Source organism: Paeniglutamicibacter cryotolerans (assembly GCF_014190875.1).
In the GTDB taxonomy this organism is placed as follows: domain Bacteria; phylum Actinomycetota; class Actinomycetes; order Actinomycetales; family Micrococcaceae; genus Paeniglutamicibacter; species Paeniglutamicibacter cryotolerans.
In genome coordinates this window covers 1,538,795-1,556,197 of the sequence record NZ_JACHVS010000001.1, presented here as the reverse complement: position 1 = coordinate 1,556,197, position 17,403 = coordinate 1,538,795, and the positions used below count along the sequence as shown (strand labels likewise).

The 17,403-nt window shown below is 65.6% G+C and carries 15 protein-coding genes and 2 tRNA genes; 10 read left to right on the top strand and 7 right to left on the bottom strand.

All coding sequences use genetic code 11. From position 1 onward, the window contains the following. Positions 1–72 precede the first annotated feature (72 nt). A tRNA-Arg gene (locus E9229_RS07330) sits at positions 73–149 on the top strand. Positions 150–322: 173 nt separating this feature from the next. After that, a tRNA-Arg gene (locus E9229_RS07325) sits at positions 323–399 on the top strand. 120 nt (positions 400–519) lie between these two features. Here E9229_RS07325 and E9229_RS07320 read toward each other — a convergent pair. The 4 genes from E9229_RS07320 to E9229_RS07305 form a co-directional block, all read right to left on the bottom strand. Beyond that, a complete protein-coding gene (locus E9229_RS07320; protein ID WP_246380411.1) occupies positions 520–1,116 on the bottom strand; it encodes an esterase/lipase family protein in 597 nt (198 codons plus the stop codon). 113 nt (positions 1,117–1,229) lie between these two features. Then, a complete protein-coding gene (locus E9229_RS07315) occupies positions 1,230–1,967 on the bottom strand; it encodes an alpha/beta fold hydrolase (RefSeq protein WP_281369476.1) in 738 nt (245 codons plus the stop codon). Positions 1,968–2,027: 60 nt separating this feature from the next. Continuing rightward, positions 2,028–3,725 carry an HNH endonuclease signature motif containing protein gene (locus E9229_RS07310; protein WP_183510599.1) on the bottom strand — a complete coding sequence of 566 codons (1,698 nt, stop codon included), beginning with the start codon at positions 3,723–3,725 and terminating at the stop codon, positions 2,028–2,030. A gap of 104 nt (positions 3,726–3,829) precedes the next feature. Next, the gene (locus E9229_RS07305; protein ID WP_183510598.1) at positions 3,830–4,921 is read right to left on the bottom strand and encodes a lactonase family protein; all 1,092 of its coding nucleotides are present in this window, start codon (positions 4,919–4,921) and stop codon (positions 3,830–3,832) included. Between the two features lie 129 nt (positions 4,922–5,050). Between E9229_RS07305 and E9229_RS07300 the strand changes: the two genes are divergently transcribed. Genes E9229_RS07300 through E9229_RS07290 form a run of 3 tightly spaced genes read left to right on the top strand, consistent with a single transcriptional unit; the run spans position 5,051 to position 8,540 of the window. Then, positions 5,051–5,692: an ABC transporter ATP-binding protein gene (locus E9229_RS07300; RefSeq protein WP_183510597.1), complete on the top strand. Its 642-nt coding sequence runs from the start codon at positions 5,051–5,053 to the stop codon at positions 5,690–5,692. A gap of 2 nt (positions 5,693–5,694) precedes the next feature. Further along, the gene (locus tag E9229_RS07295) at positions 5,695–7,962 is read left to right on the top strand and encodes a YhgE/Pip domain-containing protein (protein WP_183510596.1); all 2,268 of its coding nucleotides are present in this window, start codon (positions 5,695–5,697) and stop codon (positions 7,960–7,962) included. Beyond that, positions 7,959–8,540 carry a TetR/AcrR family transcriptional regulator gene (locus E9229_RS07290; RefSeq protein WP_183510595.1) on the top strand — a complete coding sequence of 194 codons (582 nt, stop codon included), beginning with the start codon at positions 7,959–7,961 and terminating at the stop codon, positions 8,538–8,540. The genes E9229_RS07295 and E9229_RS07290 overlap by 4 nt, the downstream gene beginning before the upstream one ends. A 45-nt stretch (positions 8,541–8,585) precedes the next feature. On the opposite strand, the gene E9229_RS07285 is transcribed toward E9229_RS07290, so the two are convergent. Further along, positions 8,586–9,110 carry a SixA phosphatase family protein gene (locus tag E9229_RS07285; protein WP_183510594.1) on the bottom strand — a complete coding sequence of 175 codons (525 nt, stop codon included), beginning with the start codon at positions 9,108–9,110 and terminating at the stop codon, positions 8,586–8,588. 134 nt (positions 9,111–9,244) lie between these two features. Next, on the bottom strand, positions 9,245–10,048 hold the full coding sequence (locus tag E9229_RS07280; protein WP_183510593.1) for a winged helix-turn-helix domain-containing protein: 804 nt from the start codon (positions 10,046–10,048) through the stop codon (positions 9,245–9,247). A gap of 592 nt (positions 10,049–10,640) precedes the next feature. Between E9229_RS07280 and E9229_RS07275 the strand changes: the two genes are divergently transcribed. The 4 genes from E9229_RS07275 to E9229_RS07260 all read left to right on the top strand — a co-directional run bounded on the left by E9229_RS07275 (position 10,641) and on the right by E9229_RS07260 (position 16,132). Next, a complete protein-coding gene (locus E9229_RS07275) occupies positions 10,641–11,381 on the top strand; it encodes a response regulator transcription factor (protein ID WP_183510592.1) in 741 nt (246 codons plus the stop codon). Beyond that, positions 11,378–12,919, top strand: coding sequence for a sensor histidine kinase (locus E9229_RS07270; RefSeq protein ID WP_312855625.1), 1,542 nt, complete (start codon positions 11,378–11,380; stop codon positions 12,917–12,919). The genes E9229_RS07275 and E9229_RS07270 overlap by 4 nt, the downstream gene beginning before the upstream one ends. A 22-nt stretch (positions 12,920–12,941) precedes the next feature. Continuing rightward, positions 12,942–14,237 carry a bifunctional glycosyltransferase family 2/GtrA family protein gene (locus E9229_RS07265; RefSeq protein ID WP_183510591.1) on the top strand — a complete coding sequence of 432 codons (1,296 nt, stop codon included), beginning with the start codon at positions 12,942–12,944 and terminating at the stop codon, positions 14,235–14,237. A 77-nt stretch (positions 14,238–14,314) separates the two neighbouring features. Continuing rightward, positions 14,315–16,132 carry an ArnT family glycosyltransferase gene (locus E9229_RS07260; RefSeq protein ID WP_221184401.1) on the top strand — a complete coding sequence of 606 codons (1,818 nt, stop codon included), beginning with the start codon at positions 14,315–14,317 and terminating at the stop codon, positions 16,130–16,132. A gap of 77 nt (positions 16,133–16,209) precedes the next feature. Here the strand turns inward: E9229_RS07260 and upp are convergent, their stop codons facing one another. After that, on the bottom strand, positions 16,210–16,848 hold the full coding sequence (gene upp, locus E9229_RS07255; RefSeq protein WP_183510589.1) for a uracil phosphoribosyltransferase: 639 nt from the start codon (positions 16,846–16,848) through the stop codon (positions 16,210–16,212). 56 nt (positions 16,849–16,904) lie between these two features. Here upp and tadA point away from each other — a divergent pair, with 56 nt between their 5' ends. Further along, positions 16,905–17,387, top strand: coding sequence for a tRNA adenosine(34) deaminase TadA (gene tadA, locus E9229_RS07250; RefSeq protein ID WP_312855624.1), 483 nt, complete (start codon positions 16,905–16,907; stop codon positions 17,385–17,387). The last annotated feature ends 16 nt before the right edge of the window (positions 17,388–17,403 follow it).

Sequence of the window (17,403 nt, the reverse complement as noted above, 5' to 3'; positions counted from 1 at the left end):
TTGGCGCCCCTCCTGTAAGTCTGTATAGTTATTCGAGGTCGAGCCGAACAGCTCGGACGGAAAATAAAATATGCGCCCATAGCTCAGCTGGATAGAGCGTCTGTCTACGGAACAGAAGGTCAGGGGTTCGAATCCCTTTGGGCGCACCACACGAAAAGCCACGAGAAATCGTGGCTTTTCCGCTTTAACACTGCCATCTTGATCTTTTCGTGGCCGTCGACCCATTCCCTGCGCCGCGCACATAAGAATTGGGCAGACGAGACATGGAGTCTGTATAGTTATTTGAGGTCGAGCCGAACAGCTCGGACGGAAAATAAAATATGCGCCCATAGCTCAGCTGGATAGAGCGTCTGTCTACGGAACAGAAGGTCAGGGGTTCGAATCCCTTTGGGCGCACCACACGAAAAGCCACGAGAAATCGTGGCTTTTCCGCTTTGACCCCACCCGCTGAGGCATTATGGTTTCCCGACTTCTTGAACTCAGGTCCTGGAACGGGCCGGGCTGCCCAATGGCCACCGATTACCCAGCCGATTCCCTTTCAAAGGTCCTGACCGCGGCTACCACTTCATCCAAAACCGCGGCCTGACTCAGCGTACGGAAGTGCCCAGAAACGGGCACTTGCACGTTCAGCGCCCCGGTCAGCGCGCTTCCGGCCGGGATGTGCGGATCGAACTCCGGGTAAATGGATACCACTTTCGAGTTCAGAATGGTCTGCTCCTGTAGCGAAAGCAGCACCTTGTCCATGGGCGAGAAGTGCCGCAGGCTTGGCGTGGGCATGTATCGGGCATATTCCGAACCAGAAAACGGTGTGCCAATGGCAACCATCCCCAGGACAGCCATGCCTCCATGTGTTTGATGGGCATCTAGCATGGCCCGCTTGCCGATTAATCCACCCTTGCTGTGGGCCAGAAAAATGCAGCTGCTCACCCCCTGCTGCTGGAGCCGGGCTAGTTCCTCGGCCAAAAGACCGGCCGATTCCGGGATGGGCTTTACGTTAAAGCCAAGACCCGGCACGGAGAAAACTCTCCAACCAGCCGTGTTCAGCAGTGCGGCCGCGGGCTCCAGGAAGAGCCAGCTCTCATATACGCCCGGAAGCAGCACGATGACCGGTCGCAAAGGATCCCCGTGTGCGTAGGATTCCGGGGGCCGCCGACGGAATACCGAGACTATTTGGCGCGATCCGGCATAGAGGTAGTCAAGGGCCCACCACCCGGCACGCGCCAACAACCTCATCGCTGATTCACATGCTCCACGATGTAGCCCGCGACGCAGGTTCCATCCTTGACCATGGTCTCGTGCCCACGGTCGTCGACCTCAACCATGTGGGCATTCGGGATCATGCGAGTGACCTCCAACACCCATCCATGCGGACACACCAGGTCCCGGTTGCCACGGATGACCAGGGTGCGCGCCTGGATCTTCGGAAGCGTATCCTCGATGGCGTGGTCCATCATGCTGTGCAATTTCTTGATAAACCATCGCGGTCCGGTCTTGGCATAGTTCTTCAAACCCACCACCAAGACCCGCGGGCTTTCCCGGAAAAGGTCCTGGGTCATTCGCCAGACCTGCCGTGAAATCGAGCGCTCGTGTTGGTTGACGGTCGGCGCCACCAGGATTACGTCGGGGAACAGATCGGGTCGTTGCGCTGCCGCCTCGGCAACTACCTGCGTGCCCATGGAGTGTCCGACCAGAACCGGTGTTCCCAGATGCTCCACCTCAACGAAGTCAATCAGGACCTTGCCCATCTCGGCCATCGTGAGTGAGCTACTGGGTTCCGGAGCGTCCCCGAATCCGGGAAGATCGATGGCCACCACCCTGCCGTAGCTTTCCAGCGCGGTGCTCAGCTGGGCAAAGTACGAGATTCCCATACCGATTCCGTGGACCAACAGGAATGTTGGCCCCGGGGCATTGTTCGTTTCTGTGCTGGCCAGCGTGTATCCGCCTGCTTCGACTTTTCGTACAGCCATGCTCACAGTATGTCGGATATCGGGTGGTGCGGTATGGCTCCGACAACGTCAAGTCCTTGCCTAGAACGCCGGGCCGGGCCTTTGCACGTCTCGCCCAGTAGCGATCCATGGATCCACCGTTCGCGTGGCCGTGACTGGTTCCGTGGTTATCAGGGTGTCCCGGGTGGAACGCCGCGTGCGGGGAGTTCTTCTGATGGCGGAGCGTTTGGGCTGCTGTAATTTTTCGGATGCGGCGCATCCGGCGGGCAGGATACTGCCCGGGAGCTTCGGGCGTGCAAGGAATTCGAGTGGCCGCTCGGGCCAGGAGACGTAGGGCAGCCCGGCTGGGGACTGGTGGGTGAGGCTTCCGTCGGGGTTTGCTGCGACTTCCCAGAGCCCGAGGGTTTTCATCAGGTGGTGCAGTCGGCAACCGGGCCTGAGGTTCTGTACGTCGGTCCGCCCACCATCCTGGAATTCGTGGATGTGGTCTACCTCGTTCAGCGCCCAGCGATTGCAGGTCGGATGGGTGCAGGTTCCGTCGCGGACCTTCAGCAGCCGACGTTGGGCTTTGGTGGGGCGATACCGCTCACGGGCCATACCCGTGATGGCCAAGCCTTCGGGTGTGGCGAAGAGCCGACCCCAGGTCTTGGCCTGGCTGGCTAACCGCCTAACCGTTTCCGCATCGAGGCTGCCGAACCCGCAGATTTCGGCCGGGCCTTCCAACAAGGTGGCGACCGTGCGCTGTTTACCAGCATCGGTTTCATTGGCGACGCCGGAAGTTGGGATTCCGTACCACGGGATTTCTCCCGGCTCCCCGGTGAGAACCTCATGCGGCAAAACGACCATGAGGTCAGCATGAATATTTTCCCAGGAGCTCTTTGTGCTGGTGCCGAGGAGCAGTTCCACTGCGATGTCCGCCCGCATCTGGCTCGAGCGGCAAGTAGTGGGCAGATCCTTGCCCAGCAGTCGCGCGATGTGGCCCAACCGGTCCCCTATGGCCCTGCCGATGGCTGCCGAAACATATAGTCGAATCTCAGACATCCCGTCACCGCTATATTCGACCCGCACGTTCCGGTTTTCCACTGCCAGGTGGTGTCGATCAGCCAAGCCGGTAGGACTCAGGCGTTCACGTAATCTGCGGCCCTTGGCTCGGAGCTGGGAGGCCGTATGACCGGGGGCAAAGAGGAGAAGTGCCTCTTCCATCCGGTCCCGGGCTTCCTCGAGGCAATCGGCGGACGAGGCGACTTGAGCGTCGTAATGCTGGGCCTGCGCTTTGGTGGCTGGCACCGGCCGCGAGGGAGGCAGCAGGGGTTGGAGGGCCTCACAGTGTTCAAGGATGATCCGGGCCGCCGGGTATGAAATGGAGCCGCCTTCGAGTGCGGCAAGGGTCTTCCGTCGATGCGTGAGCAGCTCCGCTGCTTCCTTGATCATTCCCCGTGCCTGCAGTTCCCCGATGGCGAGTGCCGCCGAGATTTCGCTGGCCAGTACGGTTTCCACCCACTGGTTCAGTGCGAGGTTTTCGTTGCCGACCAGGGCCCTGAGCTTTTCCGATGGGCTGGCATCACGCCGGACCCCGGTCAGTTCGACGGCGTCTTCAAGGGCCCTGTGGTGTTCGTTCAGGACAGCCTCGGTAGCCAAGGCGCGAAGGTGGACGTCTTCGGCATCCAGCGCCCGGCGTCTGCCCTCGTTGCCCTTCAGGCGATCGATGATCCCCGCCAGACCGCTTTGGCTTCCGGCGTCCACCCGTAGTTCGGGAGGTACATTCTTGATGCTTCCCATGCCTTGAATCTACGCCCAGGCACCGACAGTTTGGGGCGTTTCCGGGGGGGGCGCGACGCGTCGTTTCGGGCAGTCATTCCAGGGATCCGGCGGGGTAGGCCCCTTCAAGCAATAGCATCGACGGACACCGGAGCGAGGCAGGTCGGAGAGGGCACCGGAACTACGGACGCCGGTTCACGGGGCACACCTGAATCCGGATCAAGCTCGAAGACGCTAAGTCCGTCAGAAAGCTGGTTTGCGACATATAGCCGCCCTCCCGACACCAGATGATGCCTCGGCCAATCTCCGCCGGAAGGGGTCACCGACAGTAATTCCAGGCCGACGGAATCGCCGACGACGGCATGGGTAGAAATCGTGTTGGCGCCACGCACAGCGGCGTAAAGCATCGTTCCGGCTTCGTTGAGGCAGATTTCCGCAGGACTGTCCTGCCCCGGTTCATGCCCGGCGGCCACCGGAACGCTGGCGATCTTCCGCCAGATACCACGGGCGTCTGGGGCCAGAGTCAGGATCTCGTTCGAATGCTCGGTGACCACGAAGACGACGCCCGTCGGATGCGCTGCCATGTGCCGGGGCCCGCTACCGGGATCCACGACGAGCTCCTGGGACAGTTCCAGTCCCCCGTCCGATATCTTCCATACCCGCACCAGGTCTAGTCCCAAATCGGTGGTGAGAAGCCGTCCGTCCGTCAGGAAGAGCGCCTGGTGGGCGCGACTGGGCCGTCCGGCGACTGCCGCGTGGGGGTTGCGGGCTGCCGCGTGGGGGTTGCGGGCTGCCGCGTGGGGGTTGCGGGCTGCCGCGTGGGGGTTGCGGGCTGCCGCGGCGATCACCGGTTCGCCCGGCGCTCCATCATCGGCGAGGGAATAGTAGATGACCCGGCCGTCGCCGTAGCAGCTGGCCACGGCATGCCGTCCGTCGGGGGAAACCGCAACGTGGCAGACCAGCTCACCGGCCTCACGCCCGGCACCGAGCGGTTCAAGGCCCCCTTCCTCGGTGATCGAGAAGACCCCGAGCCTTCCCTCGCGCTCGAGAGCCGCATAGAGCACCGGCACACGGGGGTTCACCGCCACCCATGACGGGGATGCCGCGGCGCCGGCCAGATGGCACTCCCCCGGCATGTTTACGACGTCCAGCAGTGAAATGCCCTGAGCGTTGCCGTCGTTGCCCGTGTATCCGCCAACCCAGAATCCGATGTCCATGGCAATATCCTGACCCACCAGCATGGGAACGCGGCAAAGTGGGAAGCGAGGGTGACGCCGGAGTCGCATGTGAGGAAACAGACGGCACGCTTATTTGTACTGACCGGTCAGTTTGTTTATTCTGGAATTGTGCTTATTGCCGATTCACTGGCCATCGACGGCCGACATGCCCCGCTCTTGGAACCCACTAGCCTCGCCGCCGCCCGCGGGGAGCTGCTGCTGGTCCATGCCGAACCGCAACAGACCCGCACCGCGCTGGCACTGGGCCTCACCGCCCGGATGCGGCCCAGCGCCGGCGCCGTTTCCTGGAGCGGCGATTCCACGCTGCGCGGAGTGCGCCGGATCAGCGCGCTTGTCGATTCCCCCGAAATCAACGAGCCCGAAGCCCACCTGAAGGTCAGGGATCTGGTCGCCGAAGACCTGGCGCTGCATCCCGGTCCGTTCTGGCGCCGGAGCGCCGTCGAAAAGTGGATGGAGCTCCACGGGATGGACGATCTGTCCGGGCAATGGCTCGATGCCATCGACCCCTTCGACCGGCTGCGCCTGCTCACCCACCTGGCCCTCGAGTCCAGCCACGCCGATCTGCTGGTCTTCGACGCACCGGACCGCCACGGCATCCCCTCCGCCGACTGGCTCGACTACCTCTCCGGCGTCGCGGGGGGCCGCCGGAACCCCGCCGTCGTCGCGATCGTCGGCCGCATTCCCGATCGCTGCTCCGTTCCCGTCGCGCGCGTCGGCCACGCCAACCCGTTCCCGGCACTGGAGGCCTGAACATGACCACCCTGCGTCTCGCACTGTCCGAACTCAAGCGCATGACCAGCGGCACGCTGCCGCGCCTGGCCATCATCGCCATGGCGCTGGTCCCGCTGCTCTACGGCTCGCTCTACCTCTACGCCAATTGGGACCCCTATTCCCACCTGAATAACGTCAAGGCCGCCATCGTGAACCTCGACGAGGGCTCCACGCTGGAAGGCAAGGACCTCAAGGTCGGAGACGATGTCGTCGAGTCCCTGATGGAGGACGGAACGTTCGGCTGGGTCGCCACGGATTCTGAAGCCGCCGCCGCCAACGGGGTCAGTGCCGGCGACTACGCCTTCGCCCTGACCATCCCGCGGGACTTCTCCGCCAACCTCGCATCTCCCGCCGATTTCGATGCCGCCAAGCAGGCCATCCTCAAGCTCACCACCAACGACGCGAACAACTACATGGTCGGCACCTTCGCCGACAAGCTCGCCGACAAGGTGCACGACACCGTGGCCAGGGAGGTCGGCACGCAGACAGCCGATGCACTGCTCACCGGGTTCGGGCGCATCCATGCGGAGATGACCAAGGCGGCCGATGGCGCCTCCGACCTGCACCAGGGCACGATCAAGCTGTCCGATGGCATCGGCACCCTCGCCGACGGGGCCAAGAAGCTCGATTCCGGGGCCCGGGACCTGTCCGAGGGCGCACACACGTTGGCCGGGGGCACCTCGGAGTTGGTCACCGGGCAGGGCAAGCTGCTCACCGGCGCGCAGAAGCTGGCAGTCGGCGCCGACAAGCTAGATACCGGTGCCACCCAGCTCGATAACGGCCTGGCCACGCTCAAGGCCAAAACGGCGCAGTTGCCGGATAAGACCAGGCAGCTCTCGGACGGCGCAGCGGCCGCGGCCAAGGCCTCCGGCCAGCTCTCCCAGGGCGCCAAGGCGGTGGCCGACGGCAACAAGGAACTCAGCGACAAGGTGGGCACGGCCGCAGCCACCATCACCCAGCTGGAGGCCGACGCCGACAAACGGCTCAACACGGCGCTGGCCGATCTGAAGGCCAGCGGCATCACCGACCCGGAAACCTTCGACGCGCTTGCTGCCCGGATCCGCACGTCGTTGCAGACCCAGGCCCATGCCAGCGGACTGGACGCCCAGGCGAAGACCGCCAAGGCTGACCTCAAGGGCGCCCAGGAGAAAATCGATGCACTGGCCGCCGGCTCGCGCAAAGTGGCCGACGGGGCCGCCGCGCTGGACTCAGGACTGGGCACCCTGGCTACCGGGACCGACACCCTTGCCGATTCCATGCCGGCACTGGTGTCCGGCATCTCCGGTGCGGCAAGCGGAGCCGATGCGCTGGCCGCCGGGGCCGGGGACCTGCACACCGGTGCCGCGACACTGGCTTCCGGGCAGAAGGATGCCCTGGCCGGGGCGAAGAAGCTCGACGTCGGAGCCGGGAAGCTGGCCGGCGGCACTGATTCGCTGGCGGGGGGCACCGATTCCCTGCTCGACGGCACCGGCACGCTGTCCACCGGCGCCGGGGAGCTGAAAGACGGAGCGGGCGAACTGGCCACCGGGTTGGACGACGGAACCTCCGAGGTCCCGAACCCCAACGACAGCCAGCGCGAGAGCGCATCCAACGTCATCGGGGACCCTGTCTCCATCGAACGCACCGACCAGGCCAAGGCCGGGACCTACGGCGAGGGCCTGGCACCGTTCTTCATGACATTGGCCATCTGGATCGGCGCGTTCATCTTGATTCAGATCATGCGCCCGATCACCAAGCGCGCGCTGGCATCGAATGCGGCAAGCTGGAAGATCGCCGTCGGCGGCTGGCTGCCGTTCCTGCTGCTCTCCATCCTGCAGGCCACGGTGCTCTACTCGGTGGTGCTCTGGTGGCTGGGCTTGGACCCAGCCCACCCCTGGATGACCTGGGGGTTGTTCCTGCTCGCCTCGATGGCCTTCACGGCGATCATCCAGGGTGTCTGCGCGCTGCTGGGCACCCCGGGCAAGATGGTGGTGCTGGTGCTCATGGTGTTGCAGCTGGTCTCCGCCGGCGGCACCTTCCCCTGGGAGACCATTCCCGGCCCGCTGCAGATCGCCCACCGCTGGCTGCCCATGGGGCACGTCGTGACGGGTCTGCGGCACCTGATGTACGGGGCGGACCTGGGCGTTCTGGTACCGATCGTTGCAGCATTGATCGGCTACACTGTGCTGGGCCTGGCGGCCAGCACCATCGCCGTGCGCAGGCACAAGACCTGGACCATCAAAACCCTGCAACCGGAGCTGAGCGCATGAGTGAAACCCCCGCCCCACGAACCCGGATCCGTGCCACCTCCTCCAAGCACCGGCTCTTCGAGGCGTCGATGAAACTCATCGGCGAGCGTGGACACCACAACGTCACTGTCGATGAGATAGCGGCGGCGGCGGGGGTCTCCAAGGGAACCGTCTACTACAACTTCGGCTCCAAGTCGGAGCTGATCGGCGAGCTGCTCGAGTACGGCACGGCCATCCTGCACGAGCGGCTGGTTTCCGGTGCCGCGCTCACGGACCCGCGCGCCGGGCTGGAAACCATGGTGGCCGACGCGCTGCGCTTCATGGAGGAATACCCCTCCTTCGCACAGTTGTGGATCAGCGAGCAGTGGCAGTCCCCGAGCATCTGGGCGGACACCCTGGCAGTGATGCGCGACGAGGTGCTCGGTGTGGTCCGCACCGCGGTCGAGCGCCTGCCCACCACGCCGGGCGTCGATTCCGGGGCAATGGCCACCGCGTTGTTCGGTGCGACGCTGATCCTGGGCAGGGACCGGCACGTGTTCCACCCCGAACGCGGCATCGGGGCCTGCGTCGCGGCGGCCACGGCCTTCATTCCCCGCTGAGCGGATCCTTCAGACCGACCCGTTGGGCGCCCGAATCGCTGCCGGCTAGGGCCTTGGCACCACGAAATCGGTCACGTGCGCATCGCGCCCGTCCAGCTCGGCCCACGGCTTGTCCACGGCGAAGACGGTCAGTCCCAGCGTGGGGTAGTCCATGGCCATCTCCATCACCGCTTCCTCGTCGGAATCGATGGAGGCCAGGCGCATGGCCAGGTCCTGGAGCACGGGCATGTGCCCGATGAGAAGCAGCGTGCCCACCGTCTCCGGTGTTTCATTGATGATGGAGAGCAGCTGCGTCGACGACGCCGTGTAGATGCGCGAGTCCAGATACGGTGTGGGCGCCTTCTCGCCCAACTCGCTGATCACCCAAGCGCAGGTGGAGCGCGTGCGCAGCGCGTCGGAGCAAACGATGTAGTCCGGGTAAATCCCGGCCTTCGCCATCCAGGCCCCCGCCGCGGGCGCCTCGCGGTCACCGCGCGAGGCCAGCGGGCGCTCATGGTCGGTGACCCCGCGCGGATAGTCTGACTTGGCGTGACGCAGCAGAAGCAGCCGCTTGATGTGATGCTTGCTCATGCACCCAAGCCTATGCTCCTTCGGACCCGCAGGGCACCGGCTGTGCGGCGCCGGGCACGCAAAAGGCGATGCGCCGGCCGCTCCCGCAGCGGGGAACGACCGGCGCATCGCCGGGTGCCGGAGGTGGTACCGGGCTAGATCGTGTATTCCGGGGCCGCCCAGACGACGACCTCGGGGTGCTCGTAGAAGCGGTAGCCCTGGCCTCGCACTGTACGCACGGTGTTGGCCAACCGGCCCAGCTTGGAACGCAGGCGGCGGATGTGCACGTCGATGGTGCGCTCGTTCGGCACCTCGTCGGCGTTGCGCCACAGGTTGGCCAGCAGCTCTTCGCGCCCGACGGTTCGGGTGCCGTTCTCCACCAGGTAGTTCAACAGCTCGAACTCCTTGAACGTGAGGTTCAGCGTCTCGCCGTCCAGATGCACCTCGCGGCGGGACAGGTCGATCAGCACGCCGGAGGGGCGCGGTGCGACGGCCCCGGAGCGGGATTCGGTGCGCGGGCGGCGGTTGACCGTGGGGTCCCCCAGTGCCTGCCGGACCACGTCGATGTTCTCGCCCGGCGCGCTGGCCGGAGCGAGGGCCACGGCTGCATGGGTCTGGGCCTCCGGCGACAGGGTCTGCAGGAAGGCACGGACCTGCGTGGCCAGCTTGCCCAACGAGGTGCCCTGGGCTTGGGCCACTGACTCGTCGAGTCCGACGTAGAGCACGAAGCCTCGGGCCGCGGCATCGGTTCCCGGCGCGGGCGTCGACGGGACCTGTCCGGCGGAAACCACCGGGGTCGGCGCCGTCATCGGCCGGGGCTCCTCATGACTGGGCACTGCGTGGAGCTGTCGATAGCCCTGCGGGGCGAAGTCGCCGCGGCTTGCGGCCTGCCGCTGAGCGGCAGCCCGGTTCTGGGCATTGCGTATGGAGATGTGGACGTATCCCGACGTAACGGACATCTTTGCTTACCTCTAACTCGTGTGAAGTGCCTGTGATGGCGCGAATGCCAGGGGTGCCCCACCGGCAGAGCCGACTAGACGATGCGAGTGGTTCCAAGCACCGGACACGGAGTCCGGGCTCAGCAGGGCATTCGACAGAAGCCGCGGGCAGGGCCCGCCCTGTTGCCCCGCTGCGGGGCTCCGGGTACTGCTGCGTCGCTATTCACATTGATCAGTTTCCCCGTAATATTGGCAACCCGCAAGTAATATTCAACTCATTGGTCCACATGGTGAGATGAGTGGTCGCATAAGTGACCATGGTCACCTTGTTCAGATCTTGCCGCAGAACACGCAAACCACCTGCGGTATGCGCACCAGAACGTCATTTTACTGACCCATCTGACCAACCGAACGACGTTTTGGCATTTCATGAGCTATCCGTTCGCAACACTCCGGACATCACCGAACGCCGCCTTCACCCTTGACTATTGCGGCCGGCACGCGGTGAATTAGCGCGCCGCGATGCATAGGCTGGTGCGAAGCAATGGCATTCACAGCCCACGCACAGCCCAAACATAGACCCGGCCCATCGCGGCCACGGAGAGTGGTTCACATGTCGACCTCTCGCTTCTCGCCCAGCCAGCTGCCTCGCCTTGAGCACCCCGACGGAACCCCGGTGCGGGCCCTGATCGTGGACGACGAACCCTCGCTGGCCGAACTCGTTTCCATGGGCACCCGCATGCTCGGCTGGGACGTGCGGGTGGCGCATGACGGCCCGGCTGCCGTCGCGGAGGCCCGGACCTTCTCCCCCGACGTGCTGGTGCTGGACCGGATGCTTCCCGGATTCGACGGCACCGAGGTGCTGACCCGCATCCGCTCCTTCCGCCCGGGGATTCCCGCGCTCTTCCTGACGGCCAAGGACGCGGTCGAGGACCGGATCGACGGGCTGCGCTTCGGCGCCGATGACTACGTCACCAAACCCTTCAGCCTCGAGGAGGTCCTGCTGCGCCTGCACCGGCTGGTGGAACGCTCCGGCATCGCCACGGCGGACGAGGCCGAAATCGTCGTCGGTGACCTGACCCTGAACACCGATACCCGCGAGGTAACCCGGGCCGGGAAGCAGGTAGCGCTCACCGCCACCGAATTCGACCTGTTGCGCTACCTGATGGAAAACTCCCGCCGAGTGGTCTCCAAGTCCCAGATCCTCGACGGCGTCTGGCACTACGACTTCGGCGGCCAGGCCAACATCGTCGAACTCTACGTCTCCTACCTGCGCAAGAAGATCGAGGCCGACGCCCCGCCAATGATCCACACCGTCCGCGGCGCCGGCTACATGCTGAAGCCCGCCACGTGAGTGCATACCCGCCTGCGCCAGCCGGCACCAGGCCGGCCCGGACCTGGACGCTCAGCCGCCGGCTACTCATCGCCGTTGTCGGGTTGCTGGCGCTGGTCTGCATGGTCATCGGCGTGGCCACCAATACGCTCATGCAGAGCTCGCTCTATGGCCAGGTCGACGGGCAGCTGGCCAACGCGGCCGCCCGCGCCGCGGCTTTCGCCTCCTCCGCTCCCGGGGGCAGCACCGGGGCCTCCGACCCGATCTTCGCTCCCGGCCAGGGCGCCGGCACACTGAACGCACGGCTACTGCCCTCGGGCGTGCTGCTGGCCTCCGGCGTGCTCGATCCACGCACCGGCGAGCGCAGCGACATCGTGCAGAGGGACGTCCCGGCGCTGGCGGATCTGGTCCCGGGCGGTCCTCCCATCAGCGCTCGACTGTCCATCGGCGATTACCGGCTGGTGGCGCGCAAAGACCCCATCACCCACGGAACGCTGATCACCGGGTTGCCGCTGACCGCCACCAACCAGACCCTCGATGCGCTGCGCTGGACCATGGTCACCGTTTCCGTCGCCGGGCTCAGCGCCACCGCGCTGATCGGTTCGCTGATCATCCGCCGCTCGCTGCGCCCGCTGGAACGGGTCTCCGCACTGGCCTCTGCCGTGGCGGCATTGCCGTTGGATGCCGGCGAGGTGACGCTCGCCCAGCGTGTGGATCCCGCCGATTCGGTGCCCGGAACCGAGGCCGGGGACGTGGGCCATGCGCTGAATGCGCTGCTGGACAACGTCGAATCGGCACTCGAGGTCCGGGCCGCCTCTGAGGAACGCATGCGCCGTTTCGTTGCCGATGCATCGCATGAGCTGCGCACGCCGCTGGCGGCCATCCGCGGCTATTCGGATCTGCTGGCCGCCACCGAACATTTTTCCGTCGACGGCACCCGAGCGCTCTCACGGGTCACCGAGCAGAGCCAGCGCATGGGATCGATGGTGGAGAACCTGTTGCTGTTGGCCCGGCTCGATGAAAAACACGGCTTCGCCCCCGCCGATGTGGACCTGAGCGAACTGGCCACGGAAATCTGCGCCGATTTCACCGTCACGGCGCCGCAGGACGACTGGGTGCTCGATGTCTCCGCGGGTCCGGTCATCGTGCATGCCGATGCGTCGCAGATGACCCGGGTCATCACCAACCTGCTGGCCAACGCGCACAAGCACACCGATCCGGGCACCCGGATCGAACTGGAAGTGGGTCGCTCGCTGGACGAAAAATACGGACTGCTGACGGTCACGGACAACGGGGCCGGCATCGATGCGGAGTTCCTCCCCTCGGTGTTCGAGCGCTTTACCAGGGCCGATGTGGCACGCACCGGCACCGAGGGCACCACCGGGTTGGGGCTGCCCATCGTCAAGGCCATCGTCGAAGCCCACGCCGGAACCATCACCGTGACGTCCAAGCCCGGACGCACCGAATTCGCGGTGCGGCTGCCGCTCTCCGATTCCGATGAACCGTCGTTTCCCGGCACTTCACAGACTGTCCACAGCCAACGCCCACCTCCCCCCTAATATCGGGGCACACAGTGGTTCCATGAGCCTTTCCCAGCATCGGACCCGCCAATCGGCCGCCGGCCATTCCTCGGTCGGATTCCGGAACCGGGCACCGATAGCAACGACGCCCGCAGCCGCCGTGGTGGACATCGTCATCCCGGTATATAACGAGCAGGCCGGGATCGAGGCGTGCATCCGCAAGCTGCAAGGGTATGTCACGGCATCGCTGCCCTATGCCACCCGGATCAGCATCGCCGACAATGCAAGCACCGACGACACTCTGGCCATCGCCGAACGCCTGGCCCGCGAGTTCTGCGACGTGAGGGTCTTCCACCTGCCCGAAAAGGGCCGCGGCAGGGCACTGCGCACCGTCTGGGAGCAATCCGACGCCCAGGTGCTGGCCTACATGGACGTCGACCTGTCCACCGACCTCGCGGCGCTGGGCCCACTCCTGGCGCCGCTGCTGAGCGGGCACTCGGATGTGGCCATCGGCACCCGGCTGGCCCACGGTTCGCACGTCAGCCGCGGTGCCAAGCGAGAGGTGATCTCCCGCAGCTACAACCTGCTGCTGCATACGGTGCTGGGCACCCACTTCAGCGACGCCCAATGCGGGTTCAAGGCGCTGCGCCGGGATGTCGCCGATGCCCTGCTGCCGCTGATCCGAGACAACGAATGGTTCTTCGACACCGAGCTGCTGGTGCTTGCCGAACAGGCCGGGCTGCGCGTCGCCGAGGTCCCGGTGGACTGGACGGATGATCCGGTCTCCAGCGTCCATGTGGTCCACACGGCGGCCGGCGACCTGCGTGGAGTCGGACGCCTGGTGCTCTGCTTGGGCACCGGGCGGATCCCGATCGGCGATGTGCGCCGGGAACTCTCCCGCATCCCGCCGACCGAAGGGGCCCACACGTTGTTCAGCCAGCTGGTCCGCTTCGCGGCGATCGGCCTCGCTTCCACCGCCGCCTACGTACTGATCTACTGGTTGGTGCGCCAAGGCACCGGGGCGCAGTTCGCGAACTTCACCGCGCTGCTACTCACGGCCATCGGCAACACTGCGGCCAACCGCTTCTTCACCTTCGGTATCCGTGGCAGCACCGCCGTGGTCACCCAGCACCTGCAGGGCCTGGCCATCTTCACCCTGGGCTGGGCACTGACGGCCGGGGCGCTGTTTGCGGTGAATGCGACGACGACGCCATCGCACGCAGGCGAACTTGCAGTGCTCGTCGCGGCCAACCTGCTGGCCACGGCGCTCCGCTTCGTCCTGTTCAGAAACTGGGTCTTTGCCCGGGGTACGCATTCGAAGGAGCAGGCACCGGCATTTGAACCAGAAACGCCATGAGCTCCCCCGCCACGGGAGCACTTCCTCGAACGACTGGCCCACCGCGGCCAGCCGAGGCTTGGGCGCTGGTGGTGCTCATGGCAGGAACCGGTGTGCTCTACCTGTGGAACCTGGGAGTCAACGGATGGGCAAACCCGTTTTATTCGGCGGCGATCCAAGCGGCATCGAAAAGCTGGGAGGCATTCCTCTTCGGCTCCTTCGACGCATCGAACTCGATCACCGTGGACAAGCCACCGGCCTCGCTCTGGATCCCGGCCCTGGCAGTGCGGGTCTTCGGACTCAACAGCTACTCGATCCTCGTGCCCCAGGTACTCATGGGACTCGCTGCGTTCTTCCTGCTCTACGCCACAGTGGCCAGGGTTGCCGGGCGGCCTGCAGGACTACTCGCCGGTTCCGTGCTGGCACTGACGCCCGTGGCCACGCTGATGTTCAGGTACAACAACCCCGACGCCCTGGTGGTGCTGCTGATGACGGCGGCGGCCTACGCCCTGTGCCGGGCACTGCAGAACGGGAAACAGGCAGTGTGGTGGATGCTCGCGGCCGGGGCACTACTGGGGCTGGGCTTCCTGACCAAGCAGCTGCAGGTGTTGCTGGTGGTGCCCGGGTTCGGGCTCGCCTATCTGCTGGCGGCGCCCATCGGATGGGTCCGGCGGATCGGGCACCTGCTGGCGGCCGCTGCCGGCCTGGTTCTCGCCGCTGGTTGGTGGGTGCTGCTGGTGGAGCTCTGGCCGGCGTCCGCCCGGCCCTATATCGGCGGGTCCCAGCACAACTCGGTGCTTGAACTGACATTCGGCTACAACGGATTGGGCCGGCTCAGCGGCACCGAGGACGGCAGCGTCGGCACCCGGCGCACACTGACCGCCGGGCTGTTCAGGCTCTTCGGCGGAGGCTTCGCCATCCAGGCCTCCTGGCTGCTGCCCGCGGCATTGATCCTGCTCGGCGGCACGGCCTGGGTGCTTTACCGAACCCGGGCGTGGCGGATCCCCGCTGGCCGGCAATTCACCGGCATGGTCATTGCCTTCGGAACCTGGCTGCTGCTCACCGGGCTGGTCTTCACGTTCATGCGCGGCATCATTCATACCTATTACACCGTGGCGCTGGTCCCGGCGATCGGCGCACTGATCGGGCTTGGGTCATGGCTGCTGTGGCGGCACCGCAAACACACCGGGGCCATCACGATGCTCGGCGCGGCCGTCGCGGCCACCGGCTTCTGGGCCTGGTACCTGACCGGGCGGGGCTTCCTCCAGGGCTGGGGCGGGTACGTGGCCATGGCTGCGCTGGCCGGCGCCATCGGGCTGGCCCTCTGCGCTCGGCGTCCCGCGAACTCGAGGGTGTCACTGATCCTGCTCCCGGTGGCTGCGGTGCTCGCCATCGCCTCGGCACTGGCTGCACCGGCAGCCTATTCGGCGGCTACAACCCAGGTGGCCAAGACCGGCGCCATCATCATCGCCGGGCCGCGCCCGACCATCGCGCACCACTCCGGGTTCGGCCATCACCCCGCCGGAGCCCCGACGATTCCCGGCGGGTTGGTGCAGGCGCCTGTCCCCTCCGCCGCGGCGGTCCGGCTACTTCGCGAGGGTGGAGATTCCTACCGCTGGGTGGCGGCGGCCATCGGGGCGAACAACGCGGCCGGCTACCAGTTGGCCACCGGGCTCCCGGTAATGCCTGCTGGCGGATTCAACGGCACAGATCCCTTCCCCACGCTTGCACAGTTCAAGACCATGGTCTCGCGAGGGGATATCCACTACTGGATCGGCGGTGGACTGCCGGAAAAGTCCCATGGCGGATCGCGGACATCCAAGGAGATCAACGACTGGGTCAGTGCCACCTTCATCCCGACCGAGGCCAATGGAACGGTGCTGTACGACTTGACCGCCACCGGGCCGGCGCGGTAAAAAAGCGTCGCTTCCGACCCGCTTCCCGAGGTGTGGGAAGGAGGTGCGCAAGCGACGCCTTTTAGTGAGGCGGTCGACTAGTGGGCCACCCCGTAGAGGCGGTCACCGGCATCGCCGAGGCCAGGGACGATGTAAGCGTTTTCGTCGAGACGCTCGTCCAGCGAGGCGAGCACCAGGTGCACCTTGTCGTTGTCTCCGTAGGCTGCTTCCAGACGGGCCAGTCCTTCCGGTGCGGCGATCAGGCAGATGCAGGTGACATCTTCGGCGCCGCGGTCGAAGAGGAACTTGATCGATTCGATCAGCGTGCCGCCGGTGGCGAGCATCGGATCGAGCACGAACACCTGGCGGCCGGTCAGATCGGCGGGCAGGCGCTCGGCGTAGGTGATGATGTCGAGTGTTTCCTCATTGCGGGCCATGCCCAGGAAGCCGACCTCTGCCGTGGGAACCAGACGGGTCATCCCCTCGAGCATGCCGAGCCCGGCACGCAGGATCGGGACGACCAACGGGGTTGGTTTGGCGAAAGCGGTGCCGATGGTCACCGCCACCGGGGTTTCGACCTCGACCTGGACGGTCTTGACCTCGCGGGTGGCCTCGTAGGCCAGCAAGGTCACCAACTCGTCGGTCAGCTGCCGGAAGACCGGCGAGGGGGTGTTCTTATCCCGCAGGACCGAAACCTTATGGGCCACCAACGGGTGGTCGATTACCTGTACGCGCATGCTCCAAAACTACCAGCCGTTCGACCCCCAGTGGCCCCGGAACTACAGTTGGAAGCGTGATTCGCGACAAATCCACCCAGCAGGCCCTGATGGGCCTGGCCCTGGCCGAGGCCACGGCCGCATTGCAGACCGGCGACGTGCCCATCGGTGCGGTCATTGTGGGCCCCGATGGCGAGGTCCTCGGCACTGGTCGCAACGAGCGCGAGGCCGATGGGGATCCCACGGCACACGCCGAAATCATGGCCATCCGCGATGCGGCAGCGCGACTACGTGCCGCAGGAATCGACGACGGCTGGCGGCTGGAAGACTGCACCCTCGTGGTGACCCTGGAACCCTGCGCCATGTGTGCCGGTGCCATCATCCTTGCCAGGATCCCCCGGGTCGTCTTCGGAGCCTGGGACGAAAAGGCGGGGGCTTCCGGTTCCGTGTTCGACATCTTGCGCGAACCCCGGCTGAACCACTGGGTCGAGGTCTTCCCCGGGGTGCGCGAGGCAGAATGCGCGTCGATGCTCTCGGACTTCTTCAAGGCGATGCGCTGAGCCTAACCCAAATGAA

Bases quoted from the DNA above. Each gene is read 5' to 3' on its own strand.
- E9229_RS07315 (WP_281369476.1), bottom strand. From the start codon at position 1,967: ATGGCTGTACGAAAAGTCGAAGCAGGCGGATACACGCTGGCCAGCACA.
- E9229_RS07310 (WP_183510599.1), bottom strand. From the start codon at position 3,725: ATGGGAAGCATCAAGAATGTACCTCCCGAACTACGGGTGGACGCCGGA.
- E9229_RS07305 (WP_183510598.1), bottom strand. From the start codon at position 4,921: ATGGACATCGGATTCTGGGTTGGCGGATACACGGGCAACGACGGCAAC.
- E9229_RS07295 (WP_183510596.1), top strand. From the start codon at position 5,695: ATGACCACCCTGCGTCTCGCACTGTCCGAACTCAAGCGCATGACCAGC.
- E9229_RS07290 (WP_183510595.1), top strand. From the start codon at position 7,959: ATGAGTGAAACCCCCGCCCCACGAACCCGGATCCGTGCCACCTCCTCC.
- E9229_RS07285 (WP_183510594.1), bottom strand. From the start codon at position 9,110: ATGAGCAAGCATCACATCAAGCGGCTGCTTCTGCTGCGTCACGCCAAG.
- E9229_RS07280 (WP_183510593.1), bottom strand. From the start codon at position 10,048: ATGTCCGTTACGTCGGGATACGTCCACATCTCCATACGCAATGCCCAG.
- E9229_RS07275 (WP_183510592.1), top strand. From the start codon at position 10,641: ATGTCGACCTCTCGCTTCTCGCCCAGCCAGCTGCCTCGCCTTGAGCAC.
- E9229_RS07265 (WP_183510591.1), top strand. From the start codon at position 12,942: ATGAGCCTTTCCCAGCATCGGACCCGCCAATCGGCCGCCGGCCATTCC.
- E9229_RS07260 (WP_221184401.1), top strand. From the start codon at position 14,315: ATGGCAGGAACCGGTGTGCTCTACCTGTGGAACCTGGGAGTCAACGGA.
- upp (WP_183510589.1), bottom strand. From the start codon at position 16,848: ATGCGCGTACAGGTAATCGACCACCCGTTGGTGGCCCATAAGGTTTCG.